The organism is Streptomyces axinellae (assembly GCF_039532135.1).
GTDB lineage: Bacteria > Actinomycetota > Actinomycetes > Streptomycetales > Streptomycetaceae > Streptomyces > Streptomyces axinellae.
In genome coordinates this window covers 32,740-46,997 of record NZ_BAAARJ010000027.1, presented here as the reverse complement: position 1 = coordinate 46,997, position 14,258 = coordinate 32,740, and the positions used below count along the sequence as shown (strand labels likewise).

The following is a 14,258-nucleotide window of genomic DNA, read 5'->3' as shown; positions in this document are numbered from 1 at the left end:
CCGAGAGGCCGAAGGCCGGATGACCGGGTGACGGCGCGGGCGGTGTGCGGCTCCGGGGCCCGGCAGGTTCACAGCCAGGCGGCGAACTCCAGCAGCATCTCCGCGTCCGCCCGGCTGCCGCCCGCCGCCTGGCGTACGGCGGATTCGACGGCGCGGTAGAGCGCCCACAGCCGTACCCGCTCGCGGGGGACGTCCAGCGAGTCCGCGAGTTTGTGGATGCGCCGCCGGGTCTGGGCGGCGGCGCCGGAGGCGGCCATCAGGTCGTGCAGCCGGTCGCGGGCCAGCCGGGCGAGGTCGAAGGCGGGCTCTCCGACCAGCGGATCCGGCCCCACGGTCAGCCAGGGCGCACGCTCACCGGAGCCGGGGGGCGAGGAGCTGGCCAGCACGGCGCCCTGCCGGAAGTCGCCGTGCAGCAGCACCGGTCTCCCCTCGGGCGGCTCGGCCAGCAGCGTCTCGCGTGCCTCCAGCGCGGCGGCCACCAGCGGCTCGGCGTCGAGCGGCACGGCCGAGCGCATCAGGGCCGCCTCCGTCCCGGTGTGCGCGGCCACGGTCTCGAAACCGTGCCCCGGCGCCACGGGCACCCACAGCCGGCGCACCACGGAGACGGCCTCCAGCGTGGCCTTGGCCTCCGGCAGCGAGCGCAGCGACACCTCGCGCCGCAGCCGCTCCAGGAGCAGCACCCCCTCTTCCGGGGCGGCGCGCAGTACCTGTACGGCTCCCAGCCCGTGCCAGGCGGTCAGTGCCTCGTGCTCGCGCGCCGCCCGCACCGGCGCGGGGGCCCCGTCGGGAGCCAGCAGCTTCAGCGTCGCGGGTGAGCCGTCGGCCTGCCGTACCAGCGCCGTCACGCTGCTGCGTCCGCCGGGGGAGACGATCCGCTCCAGCGACAGCTCCCAGCGCTCCAGCCACCGGCCCAGCAGCCGGGGTGTCTCCGCCAGCCAGGCCGGTCCCGCGGCGGCCCACTCGGCGTCCGGCTGCGCCGCCAGCGCGCGTACGAGCCGCTGCGGTGGGTCGAAGGGCACTGCGGGAGCCATGGTGAGGGCCTTTCAGAGCGGGGAGGCGCACCCGCGGTACGCGCGGGTCCGGGAGCGCGGGAGGAGCGGGTTACAGCGTGCCCGGCGCCCTGGACCCGCTCGGGGATTCCGAGGGGGAGGGCGGCGCGTCGTCCGCGCCCAGCTCGGTGAGACCGGGGAAGGCCACGCCGCCGCCCTTCCACCGGACGGAGCGGACGGCGGCCTCGCGCAGCGCGTCCGCCGCCTCCCGGCGCCTTGCCCCCTCGGTGGCCCGTACGAGGTCCGCGTAGACGCCCGCGAGCCGGCTCTCCAACTCGGCCGCGAGCCGTACGGCGGCGGCGCTGTCGGGGACGGCGAACGGCAGCGTGTAGGCAGCGGCGGCGGGCGCGGGCGTGCCGCCCAGGCTCCGCACGGTGCGGCGCAGCGCGTCCCGGCGGGCGCGGTGTGCGTCGTACGCCTGCCGTACCTCGGGCTTGCGGCTCTCGGCGATCCGGCCGCCGACGACGCCGTAGCCGTAGACGGCCGCGTGCTCGGCCCGCAGCGCGGCCTGAACGGCGGTCAGTTCCTTCATCCGTGCGCTCCGTCCGCTCCGTCGGCCCCGCTGTCTCCGCTGCCCTTGCCGTCCCCGCCGCCCTCTTCCAGGAGGTACACGTGCGCCGCGCCGCAGGCCGCGACCGAGGCCAGCAGCCGGGCCAGCTCCGGCGGGGCTGTGGCCAGCGCCTTGGCGCGCGCTCCGGCCAGCTTCCGCTCGGTCCCGGCGAGTGCGGCGAGCGCCGCCTTCTCGCTGCGCGGTACCCCCGAGGTGTCCGGTTCGGGGGTGCGCGAGGGGGTCGGCGAGGGGCCTTCCTGCCCGGCGGGCCGGTCCTGGCCCCCGGAAACCGGCGCCCCCGAGCGGCTCGCGGGCGGCTGCGAACCGGACGGGACAGGGGAGGGCGATCCGTCGCCCGTACCGCTGCCGCGCAGTACCTGTGCGTGGCGCGCGACCTCTTCGCGCAGCGGGCGCAGCCGCTCGGCCAGCGCCGGGTGCACCTCGACGGTGCCTTCGTAGCGGGCCACCAGCTGTTCGCTGTCGCGGGCGCTGCGGACGCGCAACTTCCGGCCGGCGTCGGAGCGTTCCGCGTCGGCGCTGCTCTGGCCGTCGCTGCATCCGGAGAGCAGTCCTGTCACCGGCACCGCTCCGGCGCCGACGGCTCCGAGCCCGCCGGTCAGCAGCGATCTGCGACGCGGCCGGGCTGCTGCCGGTGACGGCGTGCGCGGCATGTGTGCCCTCCCTGAATATGGGCCCTCGCCCGTACTTTTGAGCCTCGCGGGTCGGCGATCACCGCCACGCGAGAGTACCCGTGCCGCTCTTCGCGGATGCCACGGGCCACCCCGCCGCATCCGGCCCCGCCCGGCTCCCGCACAGGCGGTGCAGGCCCCGCCTGCCCCGAACGGGTCGGCGCAGCCCGCCACAGACGATAGGCTTGTGCGGCGACACGCCCCCGTTACAAGGCCCCCTACAACAGCACACGCGGCCGAGGAGTCACCCGGATGAGCACGACCCAGAGCGAGAGGCTGCGCGGACTGCTGGAACCGCTCGTCAGCGAGAGGGGGTTGGATCTCGAAGAGATCGACGTGACCCCGGCCGGAAAGCGGCGCGTGCTGCGCGTCGTCCTGGACGCTGATGACGGAGTCCAGCTCGACACCTGCGCCGAGGTGAGCCGCGCAGTGTCCGAGGCGCTCGACGAGAGCGACGTGATGGGCGGCTCCCCCTACGTGCTGGAGGTCACCTCCCCCGGCGCCGACCGCCCGCTGAGCGAGCAGCGGCACTACCGCCGCGCCCTCGGCAAACTGATCAAGGCGCAGCTCACCGAGGAGGCCGGCGGCGGCGAAGTGACCGCCCGGCTGATGGCGGTGGACGACGAGGGCATCGACGTGGAGGTCCCCGGCGTCAAGGGCCGCAAGCCCACCGCGCGGCGGCTCGCCTTCGACGGGATCGCCAAGGCGCGCGTGGAGATCGAGTTCAACCGCAAGGCCGCTGAGAAGGCGCAGCACGAGTCCGCGGCCACAGACCAAGAGAACAAGGAGGAGGCGTAGCCGTGGACATCGACATGAGTGCCCTGCGGGGGCTGGTGAGGGAGAAGGAGATCTCCCTCGACCTGCTGGTGGAGGCGATCGAATCGGCCCTCCTCATCGCGTACCACCGCACCGAGGGCAGCAGGCGCGACGCCCGCGTCGAGCTGAACCAGAAGAGCGGGCACGTCACCGTGTGGGCCAAGGAGAGCCCGGAGGACCTCGAAGAGGGTGCTGAGCCGAAGGAGTTCGACGACACCCCCACGGGCTTCGGCCGGATCGCGGCCACCACCGCGAAGCAGGTCATCCTCCAGCGGCTGCGGGACGCCGAGGAGGAGGTCACCTTCGGTGAGTACGCGGGCCGCGAGGGCGATGTCGTCGCGGGCGTCGTCCAGCAGGGCAAGGACCCCAAGAGCGTGCTGGTGGACATCGGCAAGCTGGAGGCGATCCTGCCCCCGCAGGAGCAGGTCCCCGGCGAGGACTACGCACACGGCACCCGCCTGCGTACTTATGTGGTGCGCGTCGCCAAGGGCGTGCGCGGCCCCTCGGTGACCCTCTCGCGAACCCACCCCAACCTCGTCAAGAAGCTCTTCGAGCTGGAGGTCCCCGAGATCGCCGACGGCTCGGTCGAGATCGCGGCCATCGCCCGTGAGGCAGGTCACCGCACCAAGATCGCCGTCCGCTCCACGCGTTCCGGACTGAACGCCAAGGGTGCCTGCATCGGCCCGATGGGCGGCCGGGTGCGCAACGTGATGGCGGAGCTGCACGGCGAGAAGATCGACATCGTGGACTGGTCCGAGGAGCCGGACGAGCTGGTGGCCAACGCGCTCTCCCCGGCCCGGGTGAGCCAGGTCGAGATCGTCGATCTGGCGGCCCGCTCGGCGCGAGTGACCGTGCCCGACTACCAGTTGTCGCTGGCCATCGGCAAGGAAGGCCAGAACGCGCGCCTCGCGGCCCGCCTCACCGGCTGGCGCATCGACATCCGCCCGGACACGGCGGACGCGGGCACTCCGGGGAGCGGGCAGCAGCCGGCGCAGGCCCAGCAGCGGGCGGCCGGACAGGACTGAGACCGGGCGCACCGCGCGCCCGGCCGCGAATGAGTAACGGCGCCCTTACCCCCCAAGGGGTTCGGGGCTTCGGGGAGGTAGACTTAAGCAGTGTCTGGCCGGACGCGTGACCGGGCATATCCTCAGCGGACCTGCGTGGGCTGCCGGGAGTGTACGGACAAGAGCGATCTGCTGCGGGTGGTCCTGGAGAGGGGAAGCCTGATCCCTGATCTTCGCGGTAGGCTGCCCGGCCGGGGTGCGTATCTGCACCCCGTTCCGGCCTGTCTTGAGCAGGCTGTCCGGCGCCGGGCGTTCAACAGGGCCTTCCGGGGTCCGGGTCCGTTCGATCTCGCGGAACTGCGAGAGCACGTGGAGCGGACAGCACAGGCAACACCGTAAGTGAGCTCGCACGGAACCTCCGTGCGGGACGAGGTACCTCGCGAGTTGGAAGTAGGTCGAGATTGCGATGAGCACTCGATGAGTACGCGATGAGTACGCCCATGCATAAGTAGCGAAGGTCCGGCGGACGATCCCCCGGGCCGTAAGGAGCGAAGTGGCTAAGGTCCGGGTATACGAGCTCGCCAAGGAGCTTGGAGTCGAGAGCAAGGTCGTCATGGCCAAGCTCCAAGAACTTGGAGAATTCGTCCGTTCGGCGTCCTCGACGATCGAGGCGCCGGTAGTCCGCAAACTGACTGACGCATTTGAAGCGGGCGGTGGCGGCGCCAAGAAGTCCGCCGCGAAGCCCGCGGCACCCAAGAAGGCGGCCGACTCCGCCGCACCCAAGCCGGGTGCGGGCGCGGCCCCCAAGCCGGGAGCGCCGAAGCCCGGCGCCCCCAAGCCGGGCCCCGAGGCCCCGGCAACCCCCGCGCCGGGTCCCGCTGAGGGCACCTCCGGCGCCCCCGCCGAGGCCCCCAAGCCCGCGGCGGCTCCCAAGCCCGCCGCGGAAGGCCCCCGGCCGGGTCCCGCCCAGCCGGTGACCCCGGCCAGGCCGGAGTTCCAGGCGCCGCCCGCGGCCCCCGGTGCCCCGAAGCCGGGCGCGCCCAGGCCCCCGCAGACCCCCAAGCCGGGCCAGACCTCTCGCCCCGGAGGCCAGGGTGGCCAGGGCCAGGGCGGCCGTGGTGGCCAGGGTGGTCAGGGAGGCCAGGCCCCGAAGCCGGGCCAGGGTGCTCCGAAGCCGGGTGGCCGTCCCTCCGGGCCGCGCCCCGGCAACAACCCCTTCACCTCCGGCGGCTCCACCGGTATGGCGCGCCCCCAGGCGCCCCGTCCCGGCGGTGCCCCCAAGCCCGGCCAGGGCGGTCCCAAGCCCGGCGGCGGCGCCCCCAAGCCCGGTCAGGGCCAGGGCGGCTCCGGCGGTCAGGGTGGTCCGCGTCCGCAGGCGCCGGGTGGCGGCCGTGCGACGCCGGGCAACATGCCCCGTCCGCAGGCCCCGCAGGGCGGCGGCGCAGGCCCGCGTCCCGGCGGCGGTAACCGTCCGAACCCGGGCATGATGCCGCAGCGTCCCGCCGCGGGCCCGCGTCCCGGTCCGGGCCGTGGTGGTCCTGGCGGCGGTGGCCGTCCCGGCGGCGGGCCCGGAGCGGGTCGTCCCGGCGGCGGTGGCGGCGGCTTCGCCGGCCGTCCCGGCGGGCCCGGAGCGGGTCGTCCCGGCGGCGGTGGCGGCGGTTTCGCCGGCCGTCCCGGCGGTGGCGGCGGTGGCCGTCCCGGTTTCGGCGGCCGTCCCGGCGGTCCCGGTGGCCGTGGCGGTACCCAGGGTGCCTTCGGCCGTCCCGGCGGCCCCGCGCGCCGTGGCCGCAAGTCGAAGCGGCAGAGGCGCCAGGAGTACGAGCAGATGCAGGCGCCGTCCGTCGGCGGTGTGATGCTGCCGCGCGGCAAGGGCGAGACCGTCCGGCTGTCGCGTGGTGCCTCGCTCACGGACTTCGCGGAGAAGATCAACGCCAACCCGGCGTCGCTGGTCCAGGTCATGTTCAACCTGGGCGAGATGGTCACCGCGACCCAGTCCGTCTCCGACGAGACGCTGCACCTCCTCGGCGAAGAGATGAACTACACGGTTCAGATCGTCAGCCCGGAGGAGGAGGACCGCGAGCTGCTGGAGTCCTTCGACATCGAGTTCGGTGAGGACGAGGGCGGCGAGGAAGCGCTCACGGCACGGCCCCCGGTGGTCACCGTCATGGGCCACGTCGACCACGGTAAGACGCGCCTTCTGGATGCCATCCGGAAGACCAACGTCATCGAGGGCGAGGCCGGCGGCATCACCCAGCACATCGGCGCCTACCAGGCATCGACCGAGGTCAACGGTGAAGAGCGCAAGATCACCTTCATCGACACCCCCGGTCACGAGGCGTTCACCGCCATGCGTGCCCGTGGTGCCAAGTCCACCGACATCGCGATCCTCGTGGTCGCGGCCAACGACGGCGTGATGCCGCAGACCGTCGAGGCGTTGAACCACGCCAAGGCGGCCGATGTGCCGATCGTCGTCGCGGTCAACAAGATCGACGTGGAAGGCGCGGACCCGACCAAGGTCCGTGGCCAGCTCACCGAGTACGGCCTGGTGGCCGAGGAGTACGGCGGCGACACGATGTTCGTCGACATCTCCGCGCGCCAGGGGCTGAACATCAAGGAGCTGCTGGAGGCCGTGGTCCTGACCGCGGACGCCTCGCTCGACCTGCGGGCCAACCCCGACCAGGACGCGCAGGGCATCGCGATCGAGGCCCACCTGGACCGCGGCCGTGGCGCCGTGGCCACCGTGCTGGTCCAGCGCGGCACGCTCCAGGTCGGCGAGACCATGGTCGTGGGCGATGCCTACGGCAGGGTCCGCGCGATGCTCGACGACAAGGGCGAGAACATCAAGGAAGCGGGTCCCTCGACCCCCGTCCTGGTGCTCGGCTTGACCAACGTCCCGGGCGCCGGCGACAACTTCCTGGTGGTGGACGAGGACCGCACCGCCCGGCAGATCGCCGAGAAGCGCGCGGCGCGCGAGCGCAACGCGGCCTTCGCCAAGCGGACCCGCCGCGTCTCCCTGGAGGACCTGGACAAGGTGCTCAAGGCGGGCGAGGTGCAGCAGCTCAACCTCATCATCAAGGGCGACGCGTCCGGTTCGGTCGAGGCCCTGGAGTCCTCGCTGCTCCAGCTCGACGTCGGCGAAGAGGTGGACCTGCGCATCCTGCACCGCGGGGTGGGTGCGGTCACCGAGACCGACATCGACCTGGCGACCGGCTCCGACGCGATCGTGATCGGCTTCAACGTCCGCGCCGAGGGGCGTGCGACGCAGCTGGCCGAGCGCGAGGGTGTCGATGTCCGCTACTACTCGGTGATCTACCAGGTCATCGAGGAGATCGAGGCAGCCCTGAAGGGCATGCTGAAGCCGGAGTACGAAGAGGTCGAGCTGGGTACGGCGGAGATCCGCGAGATCTTCCGCTCGTCCAAGCTGGGCAACATCGCGGGTGTCCTCATCCGCTCCGGCGAGGTCAAGCGGAACACCAAGGCACGCCTGGTGCGCGACGGCAAGGTCGTGGCGGAGAACCTCAACATCGTGGGGCTGCGCCGCTTCAAGGACGACGTCACCGAGATCCGCGAAGGCTTCGAGGGCGGTATCAACCTCGGCAGCTTCAACGACATCAAGGTCGATGACGTCATCGCGACGTACGAGATGAGGGAGAAGCCTCGCGGCTGATCCCCCTGCCGAAGCTCGGGGCCGCCACCCTGGGGGTGGCGGTCGGGCGACGGGAGGGCGAGATGAGGGAGAAGCCTCGCGGCTGATCCGTGGTTTCGTTCCGGGGCCGGTCGGCGGAAGGAATTCCGTCGATCGGCCCCGGCCGTTGCGTGTACGGTTCCAGGGTCTCGTACCCCCAGGCCCCCCGGGTGGCATGACCCGCACTGTATGTACGTAGGGACGCTGTCCTTCGACCTGCTCCTCGGCGACGTACGGTCGCTGAAGGAGAAGCGCTCCGTCGTCCGCCCGATCGTCGCCGAGCTGCACCGCAAGTACGCGGTCAGCGTGGCGGAGACCGGCGAACAGGACCTCTACCGCAGGGCCCATATCGGCCTCGCGGCGGTCTCGGGCGAGGCGGGGCACCTCACAGAAGTGCTGGACCGCTGCGAGCGGCTTGTCGCGGCGCGGCCAGAGGTGGAGCTGCTGTCGGTACGACGGCGGATCCACGGTGATGATGACGAATGAGCGCATGAGCGAGGAGACGGACCAGTGGCCGACAATGCGCGGGCGAAGAGGCTGGCGGACCTCATCCGTGAGGTGGTCGCGGAAAAGCTGTACCGGGGTATCAAGGATCCGCGGCTCGGCACACATGTGACCGTCACGGACACCAGGGTCACCGGCGATCTCAGGGAGGCGACGGTCTTCTACACCGTCTACGGCGACGAAGAGGCGCGCAAGGCAGCCGCGGCCGGCCTGGAGAGCGCCAAGGGCGTTCTCCGCTCCGCCGTCGGCTCCGCCGCGGGCATCAAGCACACGCCGAGCCTGACCTTCGTGGCGGACGCCCTGCCGGAGAACGCCAAGACGATCGACGAGGCACTCGCGCGGGCGCGGGCCGCCGACGAGGAGGTGCGCAAGGTCTCCTCCGGCGCCTCGTACGCGGGCGAGGCCGACCCGTACCGCAAGCCGGGCGAGGACGCCGACCCCGCCGACGAAGCCGAGGTCGATGACGACATCGAGGACGTCGCGGACGCGGGCGGCGACGGCCGGGGCGCGGGTGGCGGCACGGGCACGCGCGGCAAGGACGAGAGCGCCTGAGCTGTGGCACGTAAGAGAGACAACGGGCCCGGCGGGCTGGTCATCGTCGACAAGCCCGCCGGTTTCACCTCCCACGACGTCGTCGCCAAGCTGCGCGGTATGGCACGCACCCGGCGCGTGGGGCATGCGGGAACGCTCGACCCGATGGCCACCGGGGTGCTCGTCCTCGGCACCGAGCGGGCGACCCGGCTGCTCGGCCATCTCGCGCTGACCGAGAAGGAGTACGTCGCCACCGTCCGGCTCGGCCAGGACACCGTGACCGAGGACGCGGAGGGCGAGTTCACCGCCTCGTCGGGAGCCAAAGACCTGGCCCGCGAGGCCGTGGACGCCGCCGTCGCGCGGCTCACCGGCGACATCCTCCAGATCCCCTCCAAGGTCAGCGCCGTCAAGGTGGACGGCAAGCGGGCCTATGCGCGGGTGCGCGAGGGCGAGGAGGTCGAACTGGCCGCCCGGCCGGTCACCGTCTCCTCGTTCGCGGTGCACGACATGCGCGAGGAGACGGCGGAGGACGGCACACCCGTCACCGACCTGCTGGTCTCCGTGGTGTGCTCGTCCGGCACGTACGTGCGTGCGCTCGCCCGCGACCTGGGCTCGGCGCTCGGCACGGGCGGCCACCTCACGGCGCTGCGCCGCACCCGGGTCGGCCCGTACGGGCTGGAGGGTGCGTACACGCTGGAGCGGTTGCAGGAGCGTGTGGACGGCGAACAGCCGCTGCCCGTACTGCCGTTGGGCGAGGCGGCGGCCGAGGCATTCCCCCGCTGGGACGTCGATGAGGAGCAGGCCCGGCTGATCGGCAACGGCGCGCGGTTGCGCATGCCGGCGGCGTTCGTCCGGCAGCGCGAGTCCGGTGCGGGCGGTGGGCCGGTCGCGGTCTTCGGGCCTGGAGAGCGGTTCGTGGCGCTTGTGGAGGAGTGGGACGGCAAGGCGAAGAGCCTGGCTGTGTTCGCCTGAGTCTGCCGTCACCCGCGGTGGTCCTTGCCCTGAGCCCGCGCCGTCATCTGGGTTCATCTGCGTTCGCCCTCGCCGTCCGTGTTGTCCGGGCGGGTATGGCGTTGCGGCCCCGGTGTTGAGTGTCCGGTGTCGCGGGATCGGGTGTTGAGCGTCCGTTATGGCGTGTTCGGTGTTGCGTGCCCGGTACCCGGTGCCCGGTGCCCGGTGCCCGGCGAGCGTGCGGCGGGCGCCCGGTGTTCGTGCGCGGACGCCGGGCGCCCCCTTCGCACGTGCGGGCGCCCGCCCCACGTTCCCCCTCCTGATCCCCAAGATCTCTATGTCCACTCGTGGACACCGTTTCACCCCCCTGTGCGGGCGCTTGGAGTGAAGCATGGGCGCGGACGGGGGCGCGTTCGCGGCAGGGCCTGTCGCCGCTGATCAACTCCGCTCTACGGTCGGGATGGTGGGGCGGTGGGGCGGCCAGCGTGGAGGTTCGGGCGATGTCGGCGGTGCGTAGGGGGCCCGCTCTGGCGCACATCTGCGATCTGGCGGGACGGCCGCGGGGCACGGGTTTCCCGGCCGACGCTCTCGGCACCCTCGTCACCAGCCATGAAGCGGTCGATGGGCTGAGCCGGGTGGTGGTCCAGGCGGGCGGGCGCAGTTGCCTGGCCGAGAGCGGCGACATCACGCCGGTTCCCGAGTGGGACCTCGCGCTCATCCGTACCCGGGGGCTGGGGCTCGCGCCGCTGGTGATCGGCGGTGAGCGCGCGCATCCCGGCGGCAGCCCGGTTGACCTGCGGATCGACGAGCCGCTGCGGGCGACGCTGGTCGGCACCACCGCGGCGACGTACACCTCGACCGAGCGCTACCACCCCCTGGCCCAGGTGCTGGAACTGGCGGTCCCCGACGCCCTGCGCGTGCAACTGCGGCTCAGCAGACCGGCGTCGGGCGCACCCGTGCTGGACGCTGTCACCGGCGCCGTCCTGGGCGTCCTGGGCACCGCGCTGCACGCTCCGGGCCGCGCCGCCGTCTTCGCGGTGCCGCTGTACGCGACCGGGATGCCGGTGCCCGAGGGACCGCTCAGGGCGCTCCTGCGGCACAACGCCGCAGGAGTGCCGGGCTTCGGGCCCGACCTGAACCTGGCCGGAGCACTCCGGCTGTCGGCGACCTCGGTCGGGCCGGCGGTGGAGCGCTGTGCGCACGCGGCGACCCGGCCCGGCATCGCTATCGCCCTGAAGGAGTTCGCGAACGGGAACGCCTCCGTCCTCGCGCTGCTGGGTGACCCCGGCACCGGACGCACGACCGAACTGGCCGCGTTCGCCGCACGGCGGATCTTCGGCGCCGCGCCTGTGCCGGCCGCCGGGACTGTACCCGCGGCGGCCTCCGATTCCGTGCCCACCCCGGCCGACGGTGCGGAGCCCGCGCCGACCGTGTGGCTGCGCGGGGCCGACCTGCACGACGGCGACGGCAGCGTACGGGAGGCCGTCGGGCGCGCACTGGCCTCGGCGGGCCGGATCCTCGCCGCCTCCCACCATGCGGCGGGCCTGGGCGTGTGGCGTGCGCAGGATCCGCGCGAGGCCAACCCCGATGTGGTCGCACGCCTGTCGCGCACCGCGGGCCGCCCGCTGCTCGTCCTGCTCGACTCCCCCGAGGAGATGCCGCCCCAACTCGCCCAGCGCCTGCGCCGGTGGATCACCGGGACGGCGAGCTGGCTGCGTGCCGCGGGGGCCCGTATGGCCGTGGCCTGCCGCCCCGAGTTCTGGGGGCACGCCGGTCCGCTCTTCCCCCGCGAGATGCTGCACGTGCCACCGGATGCCTGGGCGGAAGCGGCGCTTCCGCAGGAGTCGGCACCTTCGCGGAAGCCGGAGGGTTCGCGGAAGGCGGCGGGTTCGTCCGCCGGAGTGCCCATCGGAGTGCCATTCGGAGCGCTGTCCGGAGTGCCGTCCGGAGAGGTGTTGCCCGGGTGCGTGCGTATCGGCGATCTGCCGGAGCGGGAAGCCGTCCGGGTCCGTTCGGTCTACGGCCTGCGGGACGGTGCGCTCGCACCGGAGGATGAGGGGCACCCTCTGGCGATCCGGATGCTGGCCCAAGTGCACGCGGCACAGGGCGGTTCGGGGGCGGGGGCGCTGTCCGCGCGGCAGCCCGCGCGGGTGGAGATCTTCTCCGCCTATCTGGACCTGCTCTGTCTGCGCGTCGCCCTGCGGATGAGGAGCGGAGAGCGGCGGACGGGGACAGCGGCCGGGCCGGTCGATGTCCGGCGGCTGGCCACGCGGGTGGCGGGCCGGTTCCACCAGGCGGCCCGGCACTGTCTGGGGCCGGGGCAGGGGGAGTTGGAGCCAGCTGCCTTCGAGGAGCTGTTCCCCCGGAGCGGAGGCTGGGCCTCCGCCGTACTCGCCGAGGGCGCACTGGTGCGGGCGGGTGAGGGGTACCGCTTCGCGGACGAGGAGTTCGCCGACTGGATCCAGGGCCGCCACCTCGAACTGGACGCCGCTTTGGACGCGTTGGTGCACCACAGAAGCGCCGCCACTCTCGCCCCCGTCCCGCGTCACCGCGCCGGGCCGGTGGTGCACTCGCTCCTGCTGTGCGGGCACCGGGACGGCCACGAGGCGCTGGCCCCGCGGCTGCGGAGGCTGGCCGACGCGCTGGTGTCCGCCTGCGCCTGCGCCTCCGCCTCCGATGGCGGCGACGAGAGCGGGAACGACGACGAGGAGGTGGGTGATGAGGGGGAGGGGGAGGTCGGTGACGAGAGTGTGCGCAGCGACGAGGCGGTGTGGTGGAGTGCGCACCTGCTGAGGGAGACCCTGCTCCGGGTGCCGGATGCCGGCCCCTACACGGAGGTGCTGCGCGTCCTCGCCCGCTTCGTCGTGAGGACGGAAGCGGAGGCACGGAAGGAGGGCGACTCCGGGTACGCGCCATATTCCGGTTTCGGGCCGTGGTTTTGGCGACGTCTGTCCCTGCCCGTGGCTGACAAGGCAGAACTGCTGCGGCTCCTGCTCCCGGCGGACCCTCCGTTTCCGGGGCGGCACGCCCCTTCCGGCCGACCCTCCGATCCTGCCTTTCCCGGCTGTCCGGATGCCGCGTCGCGGGAGCGCTTCCTCGACGTCGTGGGTGGGCTGCTCGCGGCCGAGCCCCAGGCCATGCAGCCGGTGCTGTGCGAGTGGTTCGGCGACCCGCGTCCGCTGCGGTTGTGCACGGAGGACGTGCGGGAGGCCGACGGCCCGGCTCCGACCGTGGCCGCCGCGGCGCAGGCGCTCTTGTACGTCCACCGGGGGCGTGCCTTGGATGAGCTGCTTGAGGTGCTGGTGGAGGCGGCGCACCCGCGCGCCGACGAACTGCTCGCCGAACTGGTGCACGAGGAGCCCTCGGGCGTCTGCCGCGCCGTCCGTCGCTGGGCACGCGCCCCGCGCGACGGGTGGGGCGGGCGTGACAGGCGCGACGGGCGGTGGGGCGCGGCGGCCACCTACGGGCTGCGCGCCGCGCGCCGCGTCCGTAGCGACGCCGACCGCGAACTGCTGCGGGGTGCCGCGCTCGCCCTGTTGCGTGAGTGCGGCGGCTCCGCGCGGGGTGACGCGGCGCTGGCACTGCTGGTACGGGATCCCGCCAGCCGTTCGAGATACGTGGATGCCGCGCTCCGGCGCTTCGCCGAGACGGGCGACCCCGAGCTGACAGCCGCACTGGGAACGGCGCTGAACACCCATCCTGAGCCGGTGTTCACCGCGTTCTCCGCGCTCTTGACGGGGCCGGTGTCCTCCCAGGAGGCACCGCTGCGGGCGAGCCTGGCCCGCGTCCTCGGCGCGGGGCAGGGGCCCTTGCGCGATGAACTGCTGGACCTGCTGCTGGCAGCGGAGCGGGAGTTGCCCGTGCTGGAGACGGCGCTGGACGCGGTGGTCAGGGGCGGCCGGCAGCGGCGGGCCCGAAGATCCGCGGCATCCGGCGGAGACGGAGGATTCCCGGCATCCGGTGGAAACGGAGAACGCGCGGCATCCGGTGGTGCGGAAGAAGTCATGGCATCCGGTGGCGCGGGGAGCGCTGGGGCATCGGCGCCGGGTACGGGGACGGGTACGGGACCGGCATGGGCGTCGGTACCGGGGGCTGAATCCGGGTCGCGGTCAGGACCGGGGTTGGGCTTGGGGTCAGGACCGGGGACGGCATCCGGATCGGGGCCGTCAGCGGTGGAGCCTGCCGAGGAGCGCTGGCCCGAAGGAGAGCTGGTGCGGCGTATCGGACTGCGGATGGCCGTCGTACCGCAGGGCGTCGCCTGCTTCGACCGGGCTCTGGCGGGCCTCGCGCGCGAGGTGCCCGGCTTCGCGGGGGCCCTGCGGGCATGGGTGACCGGCGCACCGGATGCCTGGGCGGTGCTGGGGCCGGGCGCCCGCCGTATGTGCGAGGTGCTGGGTACGCGTACATAGGGCGGGCTCCCGGCCCGGGGCTCCGGGGCGGCGCTTTCCGGCCCCCGGCGGCGCTCCCGGCCCGAGGGCC

At 73.4% G+C, this 14,258-nt stretch carries 11 protein-coding genes; 8 read left to right on the top strand and 3 right to left on the bottom strand.

The features are described from left to right. Positions 1 to 68: 68 nt before the first annotated feature. The 3 genes from ABD339_RS30175 to ABD339_RS30165 all read right to left on the bottom strand — a co-directional run bounded on the left by ABD339_RS30175 (position 69) and on the right by ABD339_RS30165 (position 2,270). The gene (locus ABD339_RS30175; RefSeq protein ID WP_344570333.1) at positions 69 to 1,031 is read right to left on the bottom strand and encodes an aminoglycoside phosphotransferase family protein; all 963 of its coding nucleotides are present in this window, start codon (positions 1,029 to 1,031) and stop codon (positions 69 to 71) included. A 70-nt stretch (positions 1,032 to 1,101) separates the two neighbouring features. Then, positions 1,102 to 1,581, bottom strand: coding sequence for a ferritin-like domain-containing protein (locus tag ABD339_RS30170; RefSeq protein ID WP_344570332.1), 480 nt, complete (start codon positions 1,579 to 1,581; stop codon positions 1,102 to 1,104). Beyond that, a complete protein-coding gene (locus ABD339_RS30165; RefSeq protein WP_344570331.1) occupies positions 1,578 to 2,270 on the bottom strand; it encodes a hypothetical protein in 693 nt (230 codons plus the stop codon). Before ABD339_RS30165 ends, ABD339_RS30170 begins: the two co-directional genes overlap by 4 nt. A gap of 270 nt (positions 2,271 to 2,540) precedes the next feature. On the opposite strand from ABD339_RS30165, the gene rimP reads away from it, so the two are divergent. From rimP to ABD339_RS30125, 8 genes are all read left to right on the top strand, one after another. Next, a complete protein-coding gene (gene rimP / locus ABD339_RS30160) occupies positions 2,541 to 3,086 on the top strand; it encodes a ribosome maturation factor RimP (protein ID WP_344570330.1) in 546 nt (181 codons plus the stop codon). A gap of 2 nt (positions 3,087 to 3,088) precedes the next feature. Beyond that, a complete protein-coding gene (gene nusA / locus ABD339_RS30155; RefSeq protein WP_344570329.1) occupies positions 3,089 to 4,129 on the top strand; it encodes a transcription termination factor NusA in 1,041 nt (346 codons plus the stop codon). A 90-nt stretch (positions 4,130 to 4,219) separates the two neighbouring features. After that, positions 4,220 to 4,507 carry a YlxR family protein gene (locus tag ABD339_RS30150; RefSeq protein WP_344570328.1) on the top strand — a complete coding sequence of 96 codons (288 nt, stop codon included), beginning with the start codon at positions 4,220 to 4,222 and terminating at the stop codon, positions 4,505 to 4,507. A gap of 154 nt (positions 4,508 to 4,661) precedes the next feature. Beyond that, positions 4,662 to 7,775 (top strand): translation initiation factor IF-2, encoded by a 3,114-nt coding sequence (infB, locus tag ABD339_RS30145; RefSeq protein WP_344570327.1) that lies wholly within the window; start codon positions 4,662 to 4,664, stop codon positions 7,773 to 7,775. Positions 7,776 to 7,982: 207 nt separating this feature from the next. Continuing rightward, positions 7,983 to 8,279, top strand: coding sequence for a DUF503 domain-containing protein (locus tag ABD339_RS30140; protein ID WP_344570326.1), 297 nt, complete (start codon positions 7,983 to 7,985; stop codon positions 8,277 to 8,279). 24 nt (positions 8,280 to 8,303) lie between these two features. Continuing rightward, positions 8,304 to 8,849: a 30S ribosome-binding factor RbfA gene (gene rbfA, locus ABD339_RS30135; protein ID WP_344570325.1), complete on the top strand. Its 546-nt coding sequence runs from the start codon at positions 8,304 to 8,306 to the stop codon at positions 8,847 to 8,849. 3 nt (positions 8,850 to 8,852) lie between these two features. Beyond that, a complete protein-coding gene (gene truB, locus ABD339_RS30130) occupies positions 8,853 to 9,800 on the top strand; it encodes a tRNA pseudouridine(55) synthase TruB (RefSeq protein ID WP_344570324.1) in 948 nt (315 codons plus the stop codon). Between the two features lie 479 nt (positions 9,801 to 10,279). Beyond that, on the top strand, positions 10,280 to 14,188 hold the full coding sequence (locus ABD339_RS30125) for a serine protease (RefSeq protein WP_344570323.1): 3,909 nt from the start codon (positions 10,280 to 10,282) through the stop codon (positions 14,186 to 14,188). Positions 14,189 to 14,258 lie beyond the last annotated feature (70 nt).